We start from the raw sequence: 23,594 nt of genomic DNA on the forward strand, positions 1-23,594 counted from the left end.
GGTGGGCCGGTCGCGGCATCCGCGGAGAGAATCGGGGTCGGCGATGGAGGGAGCGACGCTGTCGGAATCAGCGATGTCGCGCCGCGCGCCGGTGCAGCGCCGCCGCGTAGCCGCCGGCGCCGCGTTCGAACACCCGCGCGACCCGCCCGATCGTGGTCACGCTGACCTGGGTGCGGTCGTGGATCTCGCGATACGGCACGCCCTCGCTGAGCAAGGGCACGACCCGCCAACGGTCGCTCATGGCTTCCAGCTCGGCCGGCGTGCACAGGTCTTCGAGGAAGGCGCGGACCTGCTCGGCCGTGCGCAGGCCGGCGAGCGCGGTGGCCAGGTCGGCGAGCGCGTCTTCGCTGTGGTCGGTGTCGGTGGAGCGGCGCTTCATCGTGGAAAACCTGTGCCTTTGTACGTGGTGATCGTTGTCGGCCGGGCGTCGGCCGGACCTGTGCGGGTGGGCGAAAGCTGAATGAACGCGTTAATGTACTAACGCGTTAATACATTAACGATCCGCCGAACGGTCGTCAAGCCGGCCTCACCGGGACGGGATTTGCGTTAAGAAGTCAGGCATGCCTCTCGCCATACGCCCCGCCCCAGCGCCCTCCCCCTCCCGCCGCGACGCAATGGCCTGCGTCCGCTATCGCCACGGAAGATGAATACGAACCCTTGCCGCGCTGCGCGCCCGACCGATGCCACCTCCTCGCGGCCACGCCCCACCGTGCGCGCCCGGTGGCGGTGGCTGCTGCTGATCCTGCTGGCGGCGCTGGGCGCAATCGCCTGGCCGGCCGCGGCGCAGAGCACGCTGGAACTGGACGGCGCCAGCCGCGAGGTCGCGCTGGCGCCGTTCACCGCCTACTACCACGACCGCGACGGCCGGCTCGACCTGGACGCCGCCCGCCGGCTGCAGGCGCAGGGCGGATTCAAGCCGGTGCCCAACGGCAACAGCTCGTTCGGCTTCCAGCCCGGCGCGTTCTGGTTCCACATCACCACCGTCAACCACAGCGCCGAGGTGCCGCGCTGGCTGCTGGTGCAGGGCTTCGCGCTCAGCGACCGGCTCGATGTCTACACCCAGCCGCGCAACGGCGGCGCGCCGAGCCATCAGGTCGGCGGCGACAGCCAGCCGTTCAGTGCGCGCGCGATCCGCTACCGCCACCCGAATTTCTGGATCGACCTGCCGCAGGGCGAGCCGGTCGACATCTACGTGCGCGTGCGCAGCGAAAGCTCGATGCAGGTACCGCTGACCCTGTACACCCCGACCGCGTTCACCGAACTGGCGCGCGACGCCCAACTCGGCATCGGCCTGTACTACGGCATCCTGCTCGCGCTGTTCTTCTACAACCTGGTGCTGTGGCTGACTCTGCGCGATGCCAGTTATTTCTGGTACCTGTTCCATATCTGCGCGTTCGGCCTGGTGCTGCTGACGCTCAACGGCCTGGGCTTCGAATATCTGTGGCCGCGCTCGCCGTGGATGGCCGACCACTCGGTGCCGCTGTCGATCTGCCTGGCCCAGGTCGGCATGCAGCAGTTCGCGCGCAATTTCCTGGGCCTGCAGCAACGATGGCGATTCGGCGACCGGATCGGCCTGGCGATGATCGGCTTCTTCGTCGTGCTCGGCATCGTCGCGACCCAGGTGCCGTACCGCATCGCCACCCCGATCGCCTCGGCGGCGGTGTTCGTGAGCATCGCCTGGATCGCGGTGGAAACCATCGTCGTGCTGCGCCGCGGCTACAAACCGGCGCGGCTGTTCCTGCTCGCGTGGTCGGCGTTCCTGCTGGGCACCGGCATGTTCGCGGCGATCGCGTTCGACCTGCTGCCGAAGATCTTCATCACCGAATACGGCGTGCAGATCGGTTCGGCCCTGGAAATGCTGCTGCTTTCGGTCGCACTGGGCTATCGCTACGCGGCGCTGCGCAACGAGAACGAGCGGGTGGTGCGCGAGGCCAAGGATCAGCTCGAACACAAGGTCGAGCAACGCACCACCGAACTGCGCAGCGCGCTGGCGCAACTCGAGGACGTGCATGCGCGCCTGCGCGAGACCGCGCAGCGCGACGGCCTGACCGGCCTGCACAACCGCAGCCATTTCCGCGAAGCGTTCGAGGCGCTGCTGCATCGCTCGCGCCGGCAGAGCCGGCCGTTGGTGCTGATGATGATCGACCTGGATCACTTCAAGCAGATCAACGATCACCACGGCCACCTGGTCGGCGACGAATGCCTGCGCTGGGCGGCGGGGCTGATCGCGCAATGCCTGATTCCGCAGCACGCGTTGCTGGCGCGTTTCGGCGGCGAGGAATTCGTCGCCGTGCTGCCCGACCACGACCTGGGCAGCGGCGCGCGCGTCGCCGAGGAACTGCGCGCGCGGCTGAGTTCGCAGCCCTGCCCCAGCCGCAGCCACGACATCCCGGTCACCGCGAGCATCGGCGTCTACGAAATCACGCCCGATTCGGACATGGGTGTGGAAGCGGCGTTGCAGTTCGCCGACCAGGCGCTGTATCTGGCCAAGGCCGAGGGGCGCGATTGCGTGCGGGTGTGGGGGGCGCAGGCGACCGGAGCGGTCGCCTAGCAGGAGTTTCTGAGCTTCCGGCTTTGTGCTCCCTTGATCCTTCCAGTCCCTTTCGAAGCCCGAGGTCTTTTGTGGGAGGGGCTTCAGCCCCGATGCTTTTCGCTCAGGTCGCTGAGTCCTTGCGGCAAGTTCAAGCAGTCACCGCGACCTGAGAAGAGAGCATCGGGGCTGAAGCCCCTCCCACAAAAGACCTCGGGACTAAGCCGTCGCGTTGATGAGGATCACGCCCGCGGCGCGTACATCACATCCGAACGCAACGCGTACTTGACCCCCTCCTCCACCGCCGAACCCTCGTGCCAGGTGTCATGCACGAACAGCAAGGCATCGCCGGTCTTCGGCGTCACCCGAAACTGGCGGAAATCGGTGTCGCCGCCGACGAAGCCGTCGTTGAGATACACAAGCAAGGTCAGCTTGCTGCTAAGGCCGTCTTCGAGCCAGGGGCCGTCCTTGTGCATGCGAAAACGCTGGCCCGGCCAGTACTTGTAGAAACGCAGCAGGCGCGGCAGGCCGACCGCGACCTGGCCGTCCAGTTCCGGCAGCTCGACCTGGGCCAGGCGCTGCCACAACCGATCGACCCACTCGACCGATTCGAACACCACCCGCTCGTTGTTGCGCACATGCGGCATGGCCTTCTGCGCGCCGGCAGCGGTGCGCACGCCGGCGGATTCGAAGCCATGGTGTTCGGCCAGGGCCACCAAGGCCTCGCATTCGGCCGGCGACAGCATGGCCTGCACAGTGAAAGCGCGATCGGAATGGGCAATCAGGTTCATGGCGGTCGTTGGCTGGAAGCACACAGCGCAAGCGTATTGGAAACCGTCGCCATCGGCACGGGCGGGGCTTGGCGGCCCTCACCCCAACCCCTCTCCCGCATGCGGGAGAGGGGCTTTGGTCTGCGCGGCGGCTTGAGCCGTGCGCGCACAGGTGTGTCGCACTCGATGTCGCACTCGCGTCGGTGTCAGTCCTGCAAGCCGGCCCGCACCGCCGACAGCACGACGCCGTCGCGCACCAGCATCACCGCCGTCGCCACTTCGCCGTCGAGCGCGCGATCGCGATCCAGGAACGGGATCGATTCACGCAGCTTGGCGTGCGCGATCGCGACCGCGCGGCCCGGACGGAACTCCTGCGCCGCCGACAACTCGGCGCGCAGGCCTTCGACCTCGGCGATGAAACCGGCACGGTCGGCCGCCTCCGCGACCGGGCCGCCGAACACCTTGCCGGCCAGCACGTTCGCATCGGCGCGATCGGCCAGATCGCGCGCGGCGTTGATCATGTCGCGACGCAGGTCCAGCGCCTGGGCGGCGGTGTACAGCTCCAGCGCGAGCACCTTGCCCAGATCGTCGGCCATCGCCAGCACGTGACGCGCCTCGTTGGCGCCCATCGACACGTGATCCTCGGCATTCGCGCTGGTCGGAATCGAATACACCGAGGCCGGGTGCGCACGGCTGGCCAGATCGTTGACGATCGCCGCGGCGGTGTACTGCACGATCATGTGACCCGACTCGGTCGCATCCTCGTTGCCGATCAGGAACCCCGGCAGGCCGTCGTTGGTGGCCGGATCGACCAGCTTGTTGAGGCGACGTTCGGAAATGCTCGCCAGCACCGGGATCGCCGCCTTGACGTAGCTCATCGCCAGCGCCAGCGGCATGCCGTGGAAATGGCCGGCCGAAATCACCTGCTGCTCGACGTGCTCGGCCTGCGCATCCGGGAACACGATCGGGTTGTCGGTCAGCGAATTGAGTTCGACCTCGAACACCCGCGCGGCCTGCGCGATCGCGTCGCGTACCGCGCCATGCACCTGCGGAATGCAGCGCAGCGAGTAGCTGTCCTGCGGCTGATGCTTCTTGCCGCCGCGGAACGGGCGAAAGCGCTGGTAGAACTTCTCGCGGCCGTGGCGCTGGGTGAACGGCACCCAGTCCCAGCCGATGTCGAAGCTGAGCTGCTGCGCGGCCGGCGTATCCCAGCTTTGCGGCAGCCACGGGCGGAACCGCGGCACGAGGTGATACGGAATGTCGGCCAGGGTCGAGCCATCGAGCAGGCGGCGCAGGTTCGCGGCCACTTCGACTTGCCCCGGATGCGGACGCAGCGCATGCACTTCCTGCGCGAACGCGCCCAGGCGGCCGGCGAAGGCGTCGATGGTCATCGCCGCGGCCAGATCGGCGGTATCGGCGAGATCTTCGAGCTTGGCCAGTGCGAGCACGCCGCAGGCCAGCATCTGCGCGGTGCCGTTATTTAGCGCCAGGCCTTCCTTGTACGACAGCTTGACCGGCGCCAGGCCGGCGCGCTCGAGCGCTTGCGCGCCCGGCATGCGCTCGCCTTCGAAGAAGGCTTCGCCGCCGCCGAGCAGCACGATCGCCAGATGCGACAACGGCGCCAGGTCGCCGCTGGCGCCGACCGAACCCAGTTGCGGCACCACCGGCACGATCCCGGCGTTGAGCATCTGCGCCAGCGCTTGCAGGGTCTGCACGCGGATGCCCGAGTGCCCGCGCATCAGGGTGTTGATGCGGATGCACAGCATCGCGCGCACGATCTCCGGCGCGAACGGATCGCCGACGCAGACCGCGTGGGTGACGATCAGGTTGCGCTGCAATTCCTCGTGCAGGGTTTGCGTCGCCGGCGTCGCGCCGGGCAACTGGTCGCGCAGATGATGCGCTCCGAGCAGACGGTCGGCGTTGCTGCCAAAACCGGTGGACACGCCGTAGATCGGTTCTTCGCGGCGGACCTGTTCGGCCAGGAAGTCGGCCGCGCGGGCCACCGCCGGCAGTTGCGCCGCGGCCAGTTCGACCTGTGCGCCGTAAGCCACGGCAACGAGCTGCGACCGCGTGAGCGAACGGCCATCGAGTTGGATCTTGTTCAAGTTGTAACCTCGCCTCGCACCCTGGCGATCATCTGAACGGCGGGCTTCACCGCGAAACGGTCAGGCCCGGCCGAGCGTACTCGGGAGTCGGTGCGTCAATGACACATTGAGAACCGCGACGGCGGATGCGCGCCGCGGGGTGAAAGCGGTTCGCCACGACGCCGGATTCCGCTCCGGCGCGCGACGAACCGTGTAGCGGACTGCGGACGCGAACTCCCGCGCCCGGCTCCGCGATCCATGCGCGCGAACGGCCGGCATCGGGATCGAACGATCCGCGCCGCCGATGCCGTTCGCACGCGGCATGCTCACTCCGCCGCGGCTCGCGGCATCACCCGCGACTGTTCCAGCTCGATCCGCAGCGTCCGCGCCAACTCGCCGCGCGGCACTTCGAACTGGTCTTCGCGGCGCAGGTCCTTGACCGTGGCCGTGCCCTTGGCGATCTCGTTCTCGCCAAGCACGACGACGAAACGGATGCCGGCGCGGTCGGCGTACTTGAACTGCTGCTTCAGCTTGGACGCCTCCATCACCACTTCGGTGTTGAGGCCGCCGTGGCGCAGTTCATTGGCCAGGGCCAAGCACTGCGGCAGGTGCGCGTCTTCCATCTGGGTGATCAGCACCTGCACGGTGCTTTCGGCGGTGCTGACGATGCCGGCCTTCTGCAGCTGAAAGAACAAGCGGGTCAGGCCGATCGAGATGCCGACGCCCGGCAGCTTGGACTTGGTGTAGTTGCTGGCCAGGTTTTCGTAGCGGCCGCCCGAGCAGATCGAACCCAGGCCCGGGTAATCGTTAAGAATGGTCTCGTAGACCGTGCCGGTGTAGTAGTCCAGGCCGCGCGCGATCGAGAAGTTCAGCGCGTAGTTCTGCTCCGGCACGCCCAGCGCGCGGATCAGTTCCAATACTTCGCGCAACTCGGCCACGCCTTCGCGCAGCGAGTCGTTGCCCTCGCCCAGCGCATCCAGCCGCGCCAGTGCGTCGGCGTGCGAGGTCGAACGCACGCCGACGAATTCCAGTATGGTCGCGACCGCATTGGCTGCCAGACCGAAGTCCGGTCCGGTCAGGGTCTCGCGCACGTAGTCGGCGCCGCGCTTGTCGAGCTTGTCGACCTCGCGCAATACCAAAGCCTGCAACTCACCGTCAGCCACGCCCTGGGCCTCGAAGAAGCCGCGCAGCAGCTTGCGGTTGTTGAGCTGGATGGTGAACGCACCGATATCGAGTTCGGAGAACACCGCGTAGATCGTCGCCGGCAACTCGGCGTCGTAACGCACGCTGAGCGAATCCTTGCCGACCACGTCGATATCGCACTGATAAAACTCGCGATAGCGGCCCTCTTGTTTCTTTTCGCCCCGGTAGACGCGCTGCATCTGATACCGGCGAAAGGGAAATACGAGCTGGTGCTCGTACTGGGCAACATAGCGCGACAACGGCACGGTGAGGTCGAAACGTAGCGCCAGCGAGGGCAATTTGCTGTCGCCCGACTCTGCCTTGTTCTCCAGCGTGCCGGTGGATTCGACAAAGTAAACCTGGCGCTCGGTCTCGCCGCCGCTCTTGGTCAGCAGCATCTCGGTCAGCTCCATGACCGGGGTCTCCACCGGCAGGAAGCCGAAACGCTCGAAATTGCGGCGGATCGTATCGAGCATGCGCTGGAACGCGATCTGGTCACGGGGCAGCAGCTCCATGACCCCGACGGGGATGCGAGGCTTGATCAAGCAGAACTCCAGTTACGTACGGCGAATGCGGCCGGGGCGGCGTTAGCAATGCTCAAGACAGGTAAAGCGGCGCTTTAGCATTGGTAATAGTCTAGCGCCCGCCCGCTGTCCGTGGCTCTCCCCTTCCAGCCGCCACCCGCCCCGAAACGCCGCAGCGACGGCCCGGGACCGGGATATCGCAAATTTCTTTGCGACACCCCTTGCGCCGGCCCGGGGGTCGCCGCTAGAATTTGCGGCTCACGAAGTCGGGGTGTAGCTCAGTCTGGTAGAGCGCTACGTTCGGGACGTAGAGGTCGCAGGTTCGAATCCTGTCTCCCCGACCAATCGTTGAAAGCAAAAAGCCGGCCTTGCGCCGGCTTTTTTGTTGTTCGGGCCACGCTGCCGCAAGCCGGCCGATCCGCCGCCCATTTCTCGCTATTCCTCCGCCGACGCGCGGACGAACCGACCGATTAAGGCAAAGTCGCAGCCAACCAAGCGCCCGTCATCGATTTGGGACCGATCCGTGGGCAGTGCTAGATTCGCCTGACCTCCCAGATGGACAGGCGCATGACACGGCGACCGGCCTCTTTCCAGGAATTGCCCAGGCACGATCCGTCCCGGACCGGGCCGCAGCGGCCTCGACCCGAAGCCCCGCACGCGCCCTTGAGCGCGCAACAACTGCGGGCCGCCGAAGTCGCGCGAGCGCAGGCGCAACTCAAACGCGAGTTGACCCGGGTCTATGCGCAAGCCTGCAAGGCCTGCGTGCGCAAGGACTGATCCCGCAAAACCCTTTCGGTGCATCGTCACAGCAAGGCGGTCGCGATGAACGCAATGTGGCACGACCCGGCAAGCTCACGGCTGATGTTCCGGCTGAATCTGGCGATGGCCTGTTTGTGCGCGCTGGAAAGCCTGTTCCTGTCGTCGACCTACGACTTGTATATGCCCCATATCGTCGGCCACTACGTGCCCGCGGTGAGTGTCGTCGTGGTCGTGCTGTACGGCCTGCACTGCGTGCTTTTGTACTGGACCGACCACGCGTTGCGCCGGCCGTGGGAATTCAAGGCGCTGAGCCTGCCGTTTGCGGCGGCGGCCGTCTCCGCGTGGATCTGCTACCACCGCTACTACGAGCAATTGTGATCGACCCGTTGCCACCGTTCGAACCTTAGTCGGCGCGAAGAAACCGCCCCGCGGTGACGAACTCGTAACCCTGCCCGCGCAGCGCCGGCACCAGCCGGCGCACGATCTCGACGATGCCGTCGCGCGCCGTGCCCTGCTCGTCGTCGCCGTCGTGCAGCAACACGATCGCGCCCGGATGGATGCGCGCCAGCACCGACTCGACCACGCACGACACATAGCCAGGCGCTTGCGGCTCCAGCCAGTCGCGCGGATCGACCGACCAGCCGACCACGGCGTAACCCTCGCCCGCCAGCGCCTGGAACTGGGCTTCGTCGATCTCGCCGTACGCGGGACGAAACAAGTCAGGCGCCTGCGCCAGCCCCGCTTCGCGCAACGCGGCGGCCGCCGGCCGCACCTCGCGCGCGAGCCAGTCCTGCGCGGCGAAGCCGCGCGCATCGGCATGGGTGAGCGAGTGATTGCCGATCTCGTGGCCTTCGCGCTGCATGCGCGCGATCAGCTGCGGATGCGCGCGCGCCGCCTGCCCGGTGCAGAAAAAACTGGCGCTGACCTCCAACGCGCGCAGCAGTTCGAGCAGTGCCGGCGTCGCCTGGCCAGGGCCGTCGTCGAAGGTCAGCGCCAGCGCGCGCCGGCCGGTTTCGCCGCGCCCGAGGTACGCCTGCGGCCGGGTTTGCAGGAATCGGTGCCAGTCCATGTCCGTCCTCAGCGCGTCATCCAGGTCTTGCGATGCCCACGCAATTCGTCGATCAGGCCGATCACGTTCGCCGGCAGCAGCAGCACATCGATCACGGTGTTGCAGATCGAGACCAGCACCAGATCCAGCGGACCGAGCTGCAACCGGATGCGCGCATGCAGCACGGCAATGAAGTTGAGCGTCGCCATCAACAGCCAGTTGAGCGCGGCCACGCCGAGCAGGGCGTGGCTGCGATACAGCAGCGCACCGGCGATCAGCAGCAGCAAGGTCGGCACCAACGCCGACTGCGCCCACAACAGCCACCACGGCAACATCTTCATCGTGCGCGGCCAGGAGATGCGCCAGGCGACGCGGAACGATTCCAGGCGTCCGCGCGCCCAGCGGCGGCGCTGGCGGAACAGGCCGGTCAAGGTGGTCGGGCAAATCGTGTAGGCGACCGCATCGGGCGCGTAGGCGATCGAATAGCCGTGCGCGAGCGCGCGCCAGGTCCAGGCGATGTCCTCGACCAGCCATTCGCCCCAGCCGCCGAGCTCGCGGATCACCGAGGTGCGGTGCAACGAGAATGCGCCGGCCACCACGTTGACCACGCCGATCTTGCTCTGCACGTAACGGATCGCCGCCAGCGCGCCGACATGCTCGTAGAACTGCAGCCGGTGCAGCCACGAATCGTGGCGACCGGCCGGCACGATCAGACCGCAGGCGGCGGCGTGGCGCGGCGAGGAGTACAGCGCCTCGACCGCGCGTCGCAGCGCACACGGCGCGATCACCGTGTCGCTGTCGATCACCGTGACCACGTCAGAATCGGCCGCCAGCCACGGCAGCGCCGCATCCAGGGCCAGGCCCTTGGCGCCGCCGTTGCGTTCGATCGACAGCAGGCGGTAGTGCTTGCGCCGCGGCTGCGCCAACCATTCGACCACGCTCGCCGCGGTGGTGTTGGTCGACCCGTCATCGACCAGCAGCACTTCGATCCGGCCGGGATAGTCGCTGCATTCGATCGCTTCCAGCGTGGTGCGGAACGAGGCTTCAGGCTCGTTGTAGAACGGCACCAGGATCGAGACGAAGGGATAGTCGGCGAGGGTCGGCGACGAAGGCCGCCGCAGCATCCGATAGAAGGCCCAGCCAGCGAGGAACAGCAGGCAGCACAGCAATACGAGGGTCGAAAAACCCACGACCAGGGTCAGGACGAACTGGCTCAGCATGAGGGACGCGCATCCGGCAGCGCGACACGCGCAAGCCCGGCGCAAGCCGATGCGTTGCCGCGGATCGCTGGGTCTGATTGGCAGACCGGACGCGTCGATACGGGTCGCCGCGCATCACGCGGGCCCGCACGCCAGGTGCTTCATTGGGGGAGAGAACGGGTGGAACGTTTTGTTTGCGAAAGGTTGCTTGCGAAACCGTCGAATGACGAAACGCGATGCATAGCCGCGTTTTCGCAAGAAAGAATGAAAGCCGCGAGGGATTTATTCTGTGACGATGCCGGGCAGTTCCGCGATCGTCATGCGTCGCATCGCTCGACACCTGCGCGAGGATCGTTGAAGAATCGAACACGCACGATCGTGTTCGATTCTCCCCCGCGCCCCGCCCTGGATGCCCTCCCCCATGAACGATTCCGCGACCGCTGCCGCGGCCAGCGCCGCCGCAGCCCATTCCGCCTCGCTCTCGTTCCGGCCGCGTTTCGATATCGGCGCGGCGCGCATCGATTGCGGCCACGAACCGCGGGTCGACACCCACGAGGCCGCCGACCAGCATGCGAGCTGGCCGGTGCTGGACTACTCCGAGTGCGAGCCGACCGAGGATCAGGCCACGATCAACCGCTGGCTGGCCTCGGCCGATCTGCGCGGCCGCGACATCCTGCACGTGGGCACCGGCAATTCCTCGGTCGCGCGCCTGCTCGCCGGCAGCGCGCGGCGGATCGAGTCGGTCACGGTGGCGCGCAACGAATGGCAACACGGCAATGCGCTGCACCTGCAGGACTACCGCGTCCATCTGCTGAACAAGCACAGCCAGGCCTTCGCCGAACAGTTCGAACCGGCGAGTTTCGACGCCATCCTCGACAACAATCTGGCCAGTTTCGGCTGCTGCCAGCGCCATGTGGAGCGCTATTTCGAAACCCTGGTGCGGCTGCTCAAACCCGACGGCTTCGTGCTGACCCATTGGCTGGGCATGCAGTGGACACTCGACATCGGCGTGGACGACGTCGAGCCGGTGTGGCGCCTGGACGCGGGCAAGTTGCGCGCGATCGCCAGCGCCTACGGCCTGGCGGTCGAACGCCAGGACGAATTGTTCTTCCTGCGGCGCGCGCAGGGCGCCGCGGCGGTCGCGCGGTCCTGATTCTCCGGGTCGTATCGAAGATTCACGCATGCCGGTGTCGGCCACCGTGCTGAGCGCGCCACGCATGGCCGTATCCGGTCGCCTGCACACATTGTTGCGGATCGGCCGGATCGGAAGGCGTGACCGGCGCTTCGGCTGGCTGCTGCTCGACAATCTGATCACCACCTTCGGCGCGAGCTTCACCCTGATCGCGCTGCCGTTTCTGGTCATGCGCCTGACCGGCAGCGCGCTCGACCTCGGTCTGACCGCCGCGATCGAGGCGCTGCCCAGCTTGTTGCTGCTGTTCTTCTTTCGCGGCGCGCTCGACCGCGCCGATCCGGCGCGGGTGCTGTGGTGGTGTCGCGCGCTGTACGTCGCGATCAATGCCGCGCTCGCGATCACCACCTGGTTCGGCTGGATCAGCATCGAGTTGATCTACCTGCTCGCGCTGATCAGCGGCCTGGTGTGGGCCGTGGCCTACCCGGCCGGACGCGCCGCGTTCGGCCTGTACATCCGCAAGGGCTTGTTGGCCGCGGGCAATGCGGTGTTCGCGGTCGCCTCCAGTCTGGCGACGATGGCCTTGCCGATGCTTGCGGGCAGCCTGATCCTGGCGTCCAGCGGCGATCACGGGCTGGCGCTGGCGTTCGCGATCGATACCGCCAGCGTGGCGGTGTCGTTGCTGCTGATCGCCGCGGTGCGGCGGCGCGGGCCGGTGCGTCGCCGCGAGACGCCAACCGAAACGGTCGCGACCGATCGCGATCTTGTCGCATCGACGCAAATCCCCCGCAGCTATTACCTGTACCTGTTGATCAGCACCGTGCTGGTGTTCGGACCGGTGCAGATCCTGCTGCCGGTGCTGCTGGTCGAACGCCAGGACCCGCGCTATTTCCTGATCTACGCCGGCCAGTTCGTCGGCATCGCGATCGCCGCCGGCCTGGCTTCGGGCGCGGACACCGCGATGCGCGGCGTGCTGCGCAAGATCCTCGCCTGCTGGGGACTGGCCGCGCTCGCCTACGGCCTGCTGGCCTGGAACGCCGATCTCGCGGCGACCCTGCTCGCGTTCTGCCTGCTGGCGGGCGCGTCCAACTTCTATGGCATCCAGTCGCTGTCGTGGCTGCAACGCAACGCCGACGCGAGCCGCATGGGCCGCGAGATGACCTGGTTTTCGGCGGCGACGATGGGCGCGATGCCGTTGGCGACGGTGCTCGCCGGATGGCTGATCGAACGCGAAGGCCAGATGCATGCCGCGAAGTGGCTGGCCGCGCTGATCGTGGCGGTGGCGCTTGCCGGCGCGATCCACCTGCGATTGCGGCGATATGCAACCGATGAACGAACCGCGCAGGCCGATGGCCTGCGCGGTCCGATGTCCTCATCGATGACGATCGACGATTAACGCGTCTGCAAACCGTACATGAAGGTGCCCGGCCGGCCGAAGTCGCGGCCGTCGAAGCCCGGCAACGGCGCATTCCACGGACTGATTCCGTCCCAGTTGGCCTCGCCGAGCGAATACAGCCCCGCGTTCACCAGGCTCAACGCGTTCAACGCATCGCGTTCGGTCGGCGCCGCGCCGTAATACGTCACGAACGAGCGTGTCGCACTCGGCGCCAGCGAACCGAGCCGGAAGTCCATGTGCGAACCCAGATCGCCCGGGCCGCTGTCGGTCACCGCGCCGCTGCTGGGATGCAGCGCCAGCGGGTCGAGCGAGGTGAAGCCGTTGGTGTTCCATGCGAACAGCAACGGTGAGGCGCCGGCCAGGGTGATGTACTCGGAGAACGTCCGCGGCGGCACGTCGTAGTCGATGCCGCGGGTGTAGCGAAGGTCCTTGATCGCCTTGCTGCTGACGTTCTGGATCGACACCTCCACGCGGTACAGATACGGCGTCTGCGGCGCGGGCGTGAACCGATGAGTGACCCGGAACGTGTTGGCGACGGTAACCACCGAGGTTGCCGTGTCGAACGGCGCAGTCACCGGCGTGGTGAACGAGTTCAGCACCATGTTGACCGTGCCGTTGCAGCGCGAGGTATGGCCACTGGCCGGCCCGGCCGGGTCGGCATTGGCGACGCCCCAGCCCTCGCACGGCGCGCCGGGCGCGGAGGCTTCACCGTTGGTGGGCATGAAACGCAAGCCGACCAGGGTGGTGCCGGACAGACCGCTGGAGATCGGAATCGCCGGACACTCGATGTTCAAGTACCCGGTCTGGTGTACGCCGAGCATGACCGTGCCGTTGTTGATCACGCCCGGACAGCCTTCGGGCGGATCGAGTTCGCAGGCATAGCCCCATTCGCTGGCCTTGTCCGGCGGCGTCTGGGTGGCGAAGAACTTGTCCACCCGCTGGTACTGCGGCGCCAGGTCCTTGGGCGGCAGATCGACGTTGACCGCCTGCGGATACCACAGGTCCGCGCACTGGGTATGCAGCGCCGCATCGACCTGCACCAGATACAGATCCTGCGGATCGCCGTTGCCGGCCCAATCGGCGCCGGTGGTGCCGGCCATGACGAAGCGGTCGGCCTTGCGGTCGATCGCGTACAGGCTTTCGCGGAAGTTGTCGCCGTAGCGGCGCTGGGTCAGCGCGCCGTATTCGCGCAGCGTCGCCGGATCGGCGGCGAGCACGAAGCCCTGGCTGGCGCCGATCGTGCCGGCGACCGCGAGCGCACCGTTGAGGCCGTCCAACGTCGCCGCCTCGACCACGTCGTAGGCGGTGAAGCTGAGCTTCTCGCGATCGTTCCAGACCGACTGCACCTTCGGGCTGCAACTCGCGCGCGAGTAACGCACCAGGTACGGCTGCGACGGCGCGCCTTCGCTGAAACCCGTCGCCGCGCCGACCAGTACGGTCTCGCCCAGGAAGTTGCGTCCGAGCAACGGCGTCAGCCCGTAGAAGTCGCGATGGTCCTTGTCGTCGCCCAGGGTCGTGCTGCACACCGGCGCGCCGGCGCCGGTGGCGCGGAACATCAGCGCGTTGCGCACGCCGTTGGCCGAGGTGGCCGTGCCGGCGATCACCAGGTCGGTCCAGGCGCCGGTGTTGGCGAGGTTTTCGGTGACCGCGCGGAACTGCAGGCTCGGCCATTCGTGACCGTCGTACTGATGGTCCCAGACCACGTTGCCGGTCAGGTCGACCCGCGCGATGCGGCCGACGGTGCGGCCGTTCTGAATTTCCTCGCCGACCATGACGATATCGCCGCCCGCGGCGGCCTTGCTCGGCATCACCGATCCGCTCTGGATCAGGTCGTAGCCGGTGGCGCGGCTGGCCGGGTCGCGATTGTCGAGCAAGGTGGTCCACACCGGATTGCCCTTGCAATCCAGGCGCATGACGAAGGCATAACTGCCCTCGTCGGTGCGCAGGTTGCCGGTGACCGCGAAACCCGCGCCGCCGGTGAGTTCGATGATGCCGTAGCCGGCGGAGTGTTTGCCGCCGCCGACGTAGTAACCCCGCTGCCAGGTGTTGAGCCCCGCATTGTCGGTGACGCCGGTGTCGGTCACGCGCGTGACCAGCACCTGGTCGGCGTCGCTGTTGCGGCGCGTGCCCACGGCGATCGAGCCGTTGCCGGGGCAGTACTTCACGGTCTTCACGTCCTCGCCGATATCGCGCCACTCGGTGTTGCCGTAGTAGCCCTCGTAGTTCTGCGCCTGCGCCACCGGCGCGGCGAGCAACAAGCCCGATACCAGCGCCGCGGCGTAGCGCCTCAACGCCGCACCACCAGATCCTTTGCTTTCCAGTTCCATGGTGAGCCTCTTTGCAGAATCGTTCTGCGTGGATGGGTCGACTGCATCGCCGAAGCTAACGCGCGCGGAAGCCGGTTCCGAGGACGATCCAGGGGCGATACCGGGACACAACGGGAACGATTCGCGCGAGCGGCCGGCGCGATTTGCGACATCGGCATGAGGTTTTCGTAAAAGCGCTCGGCGCGTCACAGCCGAAGTGAGCGCACATGCAGATCGCGATTCATCTTGCTTGGTTGGCCGACGGACGGCGCTGCGTTGCGTTGCAGCCCCATCGATCCGCGACGCCCCAACACGCGAGACCGAAGCCGCGATGTGCTTCTGTAGGAGCGCCGCAAGTCGCGACCGAGGGATCGCGACTGCGACGAAACCCTCGCCGTAGTTGTATTGCCGCGGTCGCGGCTCGCGCCGCTCCTACAGGGCGAGCCCGAAGCCGCGGTGCGCTTCTGTAGGAGCGCCGCAAGTCGCGACCGCGGAATCGCGACAGCGACGAAACCCTCGCCGTAGCTGCGTTGCCGCGGTCGCGGCTCGCGCCGCTCCTACAGGGCGAGCCCGAAGCCGCGATGCGCTTCTGTAGGAGCGCCGCAAGTCGCGACCGCGGGATCGCGACTGCGACGAAACCCTCGCCGTAGCTGCGTTGCCGCGGTCGCGGCTCGCGCCGCTCCTACAGGGCGAGCCCGAAGCCGCGATGTGCTTCTGTAGGAGCGCCGCAAGTCGCGACCGCGGGATCGCGACTGCGACGAAACCCTCGCCGCAGCTGCGTTGTCGCGGTCGCGGCTCGCGCCGCTCCTACAGGGCGAGTACGAGACTGCGTCGCGACCAGGCAGACGCCCGGATCAATTCGCCTCACCCAACAACTCCACCTCGGCCAACTCGATCCCACCCTGCCCGTCGCCGTCATTGACCAGGCGCAATCGATAACGCGTATAGGCCCGCGGTTCGTGGATCGCGAACGCGCGCGTCTGCCGGCGCCAGGCGAACGTCTCGTCGCGACGCTCATCCAGCGTCATCCATTGCGCGCCGTCATTGGAACCCTGCAAGGCCCAGGCCTGCGGGTCGCCGTGCTTGTTCGACGAAGTCAACGTATACAGGCGCACCGTGGCCGCGGTCTTGAAGCCCCAGCTCAGCAGCGGCATCGGCGCGTTGAGACGCACCGAGGTGGTGGCATCGTTGTCGAACAAACCCGCCGCCTGCTTGGCGTTGAGTCCAGCCACCGTCGCGTTGTCGCGCCGGCTCAGATCGCGCAGCGGCGCCGGCGTTTCGCCGTCGGCACTCAGCGATTCGGGCAGCGCCTGCGGCGTGCTGGCCCAGTTCGACGGCGACGGGCCCATGCGGAAATCCAGCACCGCGCCCTGCGCCAACAACTCGTGCGGCAGGCTCAGCCGATCCCAGGGCTGGCCGTTGACCTTGAGCGACTGCACATAGCGATTGCGCTCACTCACCTTGGGCGCGTTGATCCTCAGTTCCTTGCCGTTTTCCAGACGGATGCTCATGTGCTCGAAGCGCGGCGCGCCGATCACGTACTCGGGCGAGCCCATACGCAAGGGATAGAACCCCGCCGCGCTGAACAACCACCACGCCGACATCTCGCCGTTGTCCTCGTCGCCCGGATAGCCCTGGCCGATCTCGCCGCCGACGTACAGGCGATCGAGAATGTCGCGCACCTTTTCCTGGATCCGCCACGGCTGCCCGGCTGCGGCGTACATGTACGCAATATGGTGCGAAGGTTGATTGCTGTGGCCGTACTGGCCCATGCGCACGTCGCGCGCTTCGATCATTTCGTGGATCACCCCGCCGTAACTGCCGACCTCGAACGTGCCCGGCGTGGCGAAGAACTGATCGAGCTTGTTGCCCAGCGCGGTGCGGCCGCCGTACAGCGCGGCCAGGCCGGCGCCGTCCTGCGGCGCGTGGAAGGCCATGTTCCAGGCATTGGTTTCGGTGTAGTCGCCGCCCCAGCGGGTCGGGTCGAATTCGCTGGCGGTGTAGCGCCAGCGGCCGTCGCGATGGCGGCCGACGAAGAAGCCCACGCTTGGATTGAACAGGTTGACGTAGCCCAGCGCGCGGTTGCGGTAGTACACCGCGTCGTCGGCGTAATGCTCGCGGTAGGGATCGTCGCCGGCCGGTTCGCGCGACAGGGCCGAGGCCAGCCGGCCGATCGCGAAGTCGTTGATGTAGCCGTCCATCGACCACGACAGGCCTTCGTCGACCGTGCTGTCGGCATAACCGCTGAAGATCGCCCGTTCGATGCCCTTGCGTCCGGCGCCCGGCACGGTGCTGACGCTGGACGCGTTGCGGATCGCCGACTGATAGAACGAGCGCACATCGAAATTGCGCACGCCCTTGAGCCAGGCGTCGGCGAAGGCGACATCGGAGCTGGTGCCCACCATCAGGTCGGCATAGCCCGGCGAGGACCAGCGCGCGATCCAGCCGCCGTCGCGGTACTGCTGGACGAAGCCGTCGATCATCTCGCCGGCCGCGCTCGGCGTGAGCAGCACGTAGGCCGGCCACGCGGTGCGGTAAGTGTCCCAGAAGCCGTTGTTGACGTAGACCTTGCCGTCGACGACCGCGGCGCCCGTGCGTTCGTCGTTGCTCGCGCCGGCCGCGGGCGAGAACGGGCTGGCGTACCGATAACGCGGGCTTTGCGCGCTGCCGGTGTTCTCGTAGCCGCTGTTTGGGTACAGGAACAAGCGATACAGGTTGGAATACAAGGTCGCGCGTTCGTGTTCCGGCGCGCCGTCGATGCGCACGATACCCAGCTTCGCGTCCCAGGCCGCGCGCGCGCGTTCGCGCACGGTATCGAAACTGTCGTCCTGGGCGATTTCCAGCTCCAGATTGCGCTGCGCCTGCCCGACCGAGATCAGCGAGGTCGCGATGCGCAGGGTGACTTGGCGTTCGCGCGCCTGCGTCAGATCGAAGTCGAACCAGGCCGAGACGCGATCGCGGCCGGCGCTGGGCGCTTCGCGCTTGCTCGTGCGCGCGGGCTGATCGAAACGCGCATACAGATACAGCCGGCTCGCGCCGGTCGACAGCTTGCTCTTGCTTTCGGTCCAGCCGCTCAGGCCGCGGCCGTCTACGTGCGCGACGATGTCGCCGTGTTCGTCGCGCTGGTCGAACAGCAATCGCGCCTGCGCGTCGGGATAGGTGAAGCGCATCACCGCGGCGTGGTCGGTCGGGGTCAGTTCGGCGATCAGGCCGTTGTCGAAACGCACCTTGTAGTAATCCGGGCGCGCGGTTTCCTGATCGTGGCCGAAGCTCAACGCGCGCTTGCCGCGATCGAGTTCGACCGCGCCGCCGCCGAGCGCCGGCAGGATGTGGAAACTCTGGCGGTCGCCCATCCACGGGCTGGGTTCGTGCGACAGCGCGAAGGCTTCGATGCGCGGCCGGTTGTCCTCGCCGTTGCGCTCCTGGTACTGGTAGATCCAGTTCGAACCGGCGTTGGTGGTCGGCGTCCAGAAATTGAACCCGTGCGGCAGCGCGACCGCGGGAAAGGTATTGCCGCGCGAATAGCGGCTGTTGGAATTGCTGCCGCGGCGGGTGTCGACGTAGTCGCTGGGATGCTGCGCGGCCTGCGCGTCCGACACCGGCGTGGTGGCGGCCGGGCCGATGCGCAGATCGTCGAGATAACCGCGATAGGCCAGGCCGCGATCGCCGTCGTGCACGACCAGGATCTGGCGGATGCGCCGCCCCGCCGCGACTTCGCCGATGCGGCTGGCGACCGCGTTCCATTGATCCGGATACAGCAGCCGCGCCTGGCCCTGGCCGCGCGCGGTCAAGGCGAAGCCGTGACGGTCCAGCGGCGCGCGCTGCGACAGGCGGCTGCCGTCGTCGAACAGCAGATCGATCGCGACATAGGTCGAGGCGTTGCGCAGATTGTCGAGCGCCGACACCGCGGGCTGTCCGGGCCGGCTCGGCTGGTTCGCCGCCGACAGCGGGAACACCTTGTAGGACAACTCGCTGTCCTTGCCGACCGCGATATCGACATTGAACACCTGCGCCAGCTGCTCGCCGCCGCCGATCCCTTCATAACGCAGCGAACGCAGCCCGTTGAAGCCGACCTCGGGCTTGGCGGTCAGGGCCGCGGCCGCGGGCGGGCCGCCGTCGGCGCTCAGGCGCGGGCTGTCGGCCGGACCGAGCGCGAGCGGCGGATCGGCCGCTTCGAACGAGGTCCAGAAGGTCCGCGCCGGCTTGGCGACTGCGCCCTGGGCCATGCACACACCGATCAGACCGACCAGGGCCGAGGTCCAGGCGCCGTTGCCCGCGCCGCCGCCACGGCGATTGCTACTGTTTGCCGACATGCCCGCTCCCGTTCGCGCGGGCGATCCCGCCCGTGATTCGCCGTGGTACTGAAAACGTTACCACCGCCCCTTGATCTCGATTTGAATCGATCTAAATCAGGCTTGTCAAACCGCGACGCAGCATCCGGCGACCGCTTCACTCCGCAAAAAAACCAATTCAGACAAGCACTTGTGACACGCGATCAGGGTCGTATTCACAGGGCTTTGGCACAGCTTTTGCGTCAATACCCAGCAATGTGATGTGAATCACATTTCATTTGGCACTGCTTCACCCTCTGAAACCTCCCCCGCCATACGGAACTCGGTCGCCCATGCCGATACAGCATCGTCTTGCCCTCTCCATCGCTTTGGCGACCGCAGCCGCAACCTGTCCTGTCACGTCAGCTTTTGCCGTTACGCGTCACGAATCCACCCCAGACCCCCTGCCCGAGATCGAGCGCCTGCGTTCGGATCGGCAGTGGTTGGCTGCGCTGGCGCGCATCGAAAGTGCACAAACGCAGCGTCCGGACGACGAGCAACTGTACCGGCTGCAAGTCCTGACCCTGGCCGACCTGGGCGGCGCCGAGCGCGCCTGGGACCTCGCGCAGGCCCGGCCGAACTTGTTCAGCGAGGCCGAACGCCAGCGCCTGAGCTCGGACCGCCTGGCCCGCCGAGTGCTGTGGGGTACCCTGTTTCCGGAGAACGAAGCCCAGCGCCTGACCGAGATGCGCGACGCCCGCTGCATCCTCGAACAGCACCGCGCCCCCCAGACCCCGGCGCAGCAACAGGCCGACCTGCGCACGCGTTTCGACGAACTGGTGATGCTCAACCATCTCGAGCGCCACGCCGAGGTCGTACAGCGCTATCGCGCGCTGCAGGCCGAAAACATTCCACTGCCGATGTACGCATTGGCCAAGGTCGGCGCCTCGCTGCTCGCCGACAAGCATCCCGAGGAAGCCGCGAGCGTGCTCGAGCACGTCGTGCGCGAATGGCCCGACGACAACGACTCGCAGCTGCAATTGGCCTACGCCTACTCCGAAAGCGAGCGCTTCGACGACGCCTACGCGCAACTGGACAAGATCAAGGCCGCCGAGCCGGCGTTCGTGCGGGTCAAGGGCGCCAAGGAAAGCCACGAGAACTGGCGCCACTACGACGCCGACAGCCACCAGACCATGATCCGCCTGTACGGCGAAGACACGGTCGGCGCGCAGCGGCGTCTTGAGGAAATGGCCGCGATCGGACCGAGCAACGCCGGCCTGCAGAGCGACCTGGGCGTGACCTATCAAAAGCGCGGCTGGATCGATCGCGCGCTCGAACGTTTCCAGATGGCCAGCACCATGGAGCCGACCAACGTCGGCGCGCGCGTCGGCCAGATCGGCGCGTACCTGGAACACGACCGGGTCGACCTCGCCCGGCCGATCCACGACGAATTGCTGGCCAATCGCGCGCGCGACGTGCAGGTCAAGCAGATGGCCGAATCCTGGGACCAGCGCATGGGCTGGCAATGGCTGATCGGCACCGCCGGCGGCCGCAGCGACGCGCGCGGCGGCGGCGCGACCGCCTCGCCGCTGGGCTCGCGCGACGCAGAACACCGTTTCGAAATCATGAGCCCGCTGATCCACGACCGCTGGCGCCTGACCGCGCATGCGCGCGACGCCTGGGCCGACTATCCCAACGGCGCGCTTGGCACCGACCGCGTCCACGACCGCCGCAGCGGCGTCGGCGGCCTGTACGCCTACGATCGCCTGACCGTCGGCTTCGGCGTCGACCGCGCCAACGATCGCTGGCTCGACCGCAGCGACCGCACCGGTTACTACCTCGATGCCGGCTGGCGCTTCAACGATCTGTGGCGCGGCACCGCGTCGTGGTATCGCGGCACGCCGGAGGCTTCGTTGCAGGCGCGCCGCGCCGGCATCGACGCCGACGCGCTGAGCCTGGGCCTGCGCTACACGCCGAGCGAACGCACCTCGCTGAGCGCGAGCGCGCAGCAACTGCGCTACAGCGACGACAACACCCGCACCGCGTTCGGCTTGAGCGGCGCGCAGCGTCTGTACACCCAGCCGCATCTGCTGATCGACGGCCTGGCCGATCTGGCGACCAGCCGCGCCAGCCGCCGCGACAGCGAGGTGCCCTACTTCAATCCCAGCCGCGACGCGTCGGTGAACCTGGGCCTGCGCATCGATCACTTGGCCTGGCGACGTTACGAGCGCCACTTCCGCCAGCGCCTGACCGTGCAGGCCGGGCCGTACTGGCAGCAGGGCTACGGCAGCTACTGGGTGCCGCAAGTGCGTTACGAACACGAGTGGCGTTTCGCCACCGGCCGCACGCTCGACTACGGCATCAACTGGTCGCGCCCCGTCTACGACGGCGTGCGCGAAGACCGGCTGGGCTTCGATATGACTTTCCGTTGGGGTGAGCAATGAGCGGTTTGACGGGCGGCGCGATGCGGCGCTGGATGATTTTTGTGTTGATGCTGGCGATGGCGAGCGTGGGTTCGGCCTGGGCCGCGGATGCCAGCACGACCGCGCAAGCGCCGGATATGACCCGGGTCGAGGTGGGCAACGGCGAACTGCTCGTGCTGAGCTACCACGACATCCGCGACGACGTCGCGCGCAAGGGCGACCCCGACGCCTACGCGGTCAGCACCCAGAACTTCGCCGCGCACCTGGACTGGCTGTCCGGCCACGGCTATCGCCCGGTGCCGCTCAGCGACGTCATCGCCGCCTCGCGCGGCGGCAAGCCGCTGCCGCCCAAGGCCGTGCTGCTGACCTTCGACGACGGCCTGCGCAGCATCTACACCCACGTCTTCCCGCTGCTGCGCGCCTACCGCTATCCGGCACTGATGGCGGTGGTGACCGGCTGGGTCGATCTGCCGCGCGGGCAGCAGGTCGACTACGGCCCGCGCATGTTCACCCACGACGATTTCGTCACCTGGGACCAATTGCGCGAGATGCAGGCCTCGGGCCTGATCGAGATCGCCTCGCACAGCGACAACCTGCACCGCGGCGTGACCTCCAACCCGCAGGGCAACACCATGCCCGCGGCGATCACCCGCGAATGGGACAGCAAGACGCAGCGTTACGAAACCGAAGCGCAGTACCTGGCGCGGGTGCGCAAGGACCTCACCGACAGCGCCGCCAAGATCAAGCGCGAACTCGGCATCGCGCCGCAGTCGGTGGTGTGGCCGTATGCGGCCTACAACAGCCAGACCAACGCGATCGCCGACCAGCTCGGCATGACCGTGACCTTCGACCTGGAAGGCCGCCACCAGAAGATCGGCGCCGACCTGCACGGGCTGGCGCGTTTGCTGATGTTCGACAACCCGACCGTCAACGACCTGGCCTATGAGCTGCGCCACGACGAAGAACTCGACGGCGTGCGCGCGCTGCAGATCGACCTGGACTACGTGTACGACGCCGACCCGGCCCAGCAGGCGCGCAATCTCGACAAGCTGATCGAGCGGGTCAAGCAGATCGGCCCGAGCCACATCTTCCTGCAGGCCTTCGCCGATCCCGACGGCAACGGCTCGGCCGACGCGCTGTACTTCCCGAACCGGCACATGCCGATGCGCGCCGACCTGTACAACCGCGTCGCCTGGCAGCTCAAGACCCGCGCTCACGTCAAGGTGTTCGCGTGGTTGCCGGTGCTTGGTTACGAATTGCCCGACGCGGCCCTGCGCGATCGCCTGGCGATCAAGGCCAGCAATCCGAAGGAAACCTTCCGCCTCAATCCATTCGAGCCCGACACCCGCCGCATCGTCGCCGACATCTACGAAGACCTCGCGATCAGCGGCTACACCGAAGGCCTGCTGTTCCACGACGACGCCTTGCTGCGCGAGGACGAACTGCGCGGCCAGGCGCCGGCCGATCCGGCCGCGCGCACCGCCGCGCTGATCGACTTCACCCAGGAACTCGCGCGCGCCGCCGGCAAGTGGCGGCCGAAACTGATCACCGTGCGCAACCTGTTCGCCGCGCCCGTGCTCGATCCCAAGAGCGAGGCCTGGTTCGCCCAGGACCTGGCCGCGTTCAACCGCGCCTACGACTACACCGCGGTGATGGCGATGCCGTGGATGGAGAACAGCCGCGATCCGCAGGCGTGGATGGATCATCTGGTCGCGCAGGTCAAACAGTCGCCGCGCGGCCTGGCGCGCACGATCTTCGAACTGCAGACGGTCGACTGGCGCCAGCGCGACAAACCAATCCCGGCCGCGCGTCTGAAAGCCATGGCCCATCGCCTGCAGGCCGACGGTGCGCGCCACCTGGCCTGGTACCCGGACAACTTCATCGACGATCAGCCCTCGACCCGCGACGCGCGCGAAATCATGTCCGCGCGCGGCTTCCCCTACATCGAGCGCTGAGCGGCGCCCCCGCCGCCC

General features: G+C 67.3%; 14 protein-coding genes and 1 tRNA gene. 7 read left to right on the forward strand and 8 right to left on the reverse strand.

Annotated elements, in window-relative coordinates; genetic code table 11:
* Positions 1 to 67 precede the first annotated feature (67 nt).
* Positions 68 to 379, reverse strand: coding sequence for a YerC/YecD family TrpR-related protein (locus KME82_RS15540; RefSeq protein ID WP_215494865.1), 312 nt, complete (start codon positions 377 to 379; stop codon positions 68 to 70).
* A gap of 330 nt (positions 380 to 709) precedes the next feature.
* Between KME82_RS15540 and KME82_RS15545 the strand changes: the two genes are divergently transcribed.
* Positions 710 to 2,551 (forward strand): sensor domain-containing diguanylate cyclase, encoded by a 1,842-nt coding sequence (locus KME82_RS15545; protein WP_215494866.1) that lies wholly within the window; start codon positions 710 to 712, stop codon positions 2,549 to 2,551.
* A gap of 221 nt (positions 2,552 to 2,772) precedes the next feature.
* On the opposite strand, the gene KME82_RS15550 is transcribed toward KME82_RS15545, so the two are convergent.
* The 3 genes from KME82_RS15550 to hisS form a co-directional block, all read right to left on the reverse strand.
* On the reverse strand, positions 2,773 to 3,321 hold the full coding sequence (locus KME82_RS15550; RefSeq protein ID WP_215494867.1) for a prolyl hydroxylase family protein: 549 nt from the start codon (positions 3,319 to 3,321) through the stop codon (positions 2,773 to 2,775).
* Positions 3,322 to 3,506: 185 nt separating this feature from the next.
* Positions 3,507 to 5,405: an HAL/PAL/TAL family ammonia-lyase gene (locus KME82_RS15555; protein ID WP_215494868.1), complete on the reverse strand. Its 1,899-nt coding sequence runs from the start codon at positions 5,403 to 5,405 to the stop codon at positions 3,507 to 3,509.
* 305 nt (positions 5,406 to 5,710) lie between these two features.
* Positions 5,711 to 7,111, reverse strand: a complete 1,401-nt coding sequence (gene hisS, locus KME82_RS15560; RefSeq protein ID WP_215494869.1) for a histidine--tRNA ligase — start codon at positions 7,109 to 7,111, stop codon at positions 5,711 to 5,713.
* A gap of 246 nt (positions 7,112 to 7,357) precedes the next feature.
* Here hisS and KME82_RS15565 point away from each other — a divergent pair.
* Positions 7,358 to 7,434, forward strand: a tRNA-Pro gene (locus tag KME82_RS15565).
* 478 nt (positions 7,435 to 7,912) lie between these two features.
* Positions 7,913 to 8,227 carry a hypothetical protein gene (locus KME82_RS15570; protein ID WP_215494870.1) on the forward strand — a complete coding sequence of 105 codons (315 nt, stop codon included), beginning with the start codon at positions 7,913 to 7,915 and terminating at the stop codon, positions 8,225 to 8,227.
* 25 nt (positions 8,228 to 8,252) lie between these two features.
* Here the strand turns inward: KME82_RS15570 and KME82_RS15575 are convergent, their stop codons facing one another.
* Positions 8,253 to 8,918 carry a polysaccharide deacetylase family protein gene (locus KME82_RS15575; RefSeq protein ID WP_215494871.1) on the reverse strand — a complete coding sequence of 222 codons (666 nt, stop codon included), beginning with the start codon at positions 8,916 to 8,918 and terminating at the stop codon, positions 8,253 to 8,255.
* An 8-nt stretch (positions 8,919 to 8,926) separates the two neighbouring features.
* A complete protein-coding gene (locus KME82_RS15580) occupies positions 8,927 to 10,117 on the reverse strand; it encodes a glycosyltransferase family 2 protein (RefSeq protein WP_215494872.1) in 1,191 nt (396 codons plus the stop codon).
* A 400-nt stretch (positions 10,118 to 10,517) separates the two neighbouring features.
* Between KME82_RS15580 and KME82_RS15585 the strand changes: the two genes are divergently transcribed.
* Positions 10,518 to 11,249 carry a methyltransferase domain-containing protein gene (locus KME82_RS15585; RefSeq protein WP_215494873.1) on the forward strand — a complete coding sequence of 244 codons (732 nt, stop codon included), beginning with the start codon at positions 10,518 to 10,520 and terminating at the stop codon, positions 11,247 to 11,249.
* A 28-nt stretch (positions 11,250 to 11,277) separates the two neighbouring features.
* Complete coding sequence (locus KME82_RS15590; RefSeq protein WP_215494874.1) at positions 11,278 to 12,621, forward strand: MFS transporter; 1,344 nt, start codon at positions 11,278 to 11,280, stop codon at positions 12,619 to 12,621.
* On the opposite strand, the gene KME82_RS15595 is transcribed toward KME82_RS15590, so the two are convergent.
* Both KME82_RS15595 and KME82_RS15600 read right to left on the reverse strand, forming a co-directional pair.
* Complete coding sequence (locus KME82_RS15595; protein ID WP_215494875.1) at positions 12,618 to 14,948, reverse strand: hypothetical protein; 2,331 nt, start codon at positions 14,946 to 14,948, stop codon at positions 12,618 to 12,620. The genes KME82_RS15590 and KME82_RS15595 overlap by 4 nt on opposite strands.
* An 833-nt stretch (positions 14,949 to 15,781) precedes the next feature.
* Positions 15,782 to 19,240 carry a GH92 family glycosyl hydrolase gene (locus tag KME82_RS15600; protein WP_252255350.1) on the reverse strand — a complete coding sequence of 1,153 codons (3,459 nt, stop codon included), beginning with the start codon at positions 19,238 to 19,240 and terminating at the stop codon, positions 15,782 to 15,784.
* Between the two features lie 311 nt (positions 19,241 to 19,551).
* Between KME82_RS15600 and pgaA the strand changes: the two genes are divergently transcribed.
* Both pgaA and pgaB read left to right on the forward strand, forming a co-directional pair.
* A complete protein-coding gene (gene pgaA, locus KME82_RS15605; RefSeq protein ID WP_286673189.1) occupies positions 19,552 to 21,642 on the forward strand; it encodes a poly-beta-1,6 N-acetyl-D-glucosamine export porin PgaA in 2,091 nt (696 codons plus the stop codon).
* A 20-nt stretch (positions 21,643 to 21,662) separates the two neighbouring features.
* On the forward strand, positions 21,663 to 23,576 hold the full coding sequence (gene pgaB, locus KME82_RS15610) for a poly-beta-1,6-N-acetyl-D-glucosamine N-deacetylase PgaB (protein ID WP_215499094.1): 1,914 nt from the start codon (positions 21,663 to 21,665) through the stop codon (positions 23,574 to 23,576).
* The last annotated feature ends 18 nt before the right edge of the window (positions 23,577 to 23,594 follow it).

The sequence above is a fragment of the Lysobacter capsici genome (genome assembly GCF_018732085.1).
GTDB lineage: Bacteria > Pseudomonadota > Gammaproteobacteria > Xanthomonadales > Xanthomonadaceae > Lysobacter > Lysobacter capsici_A.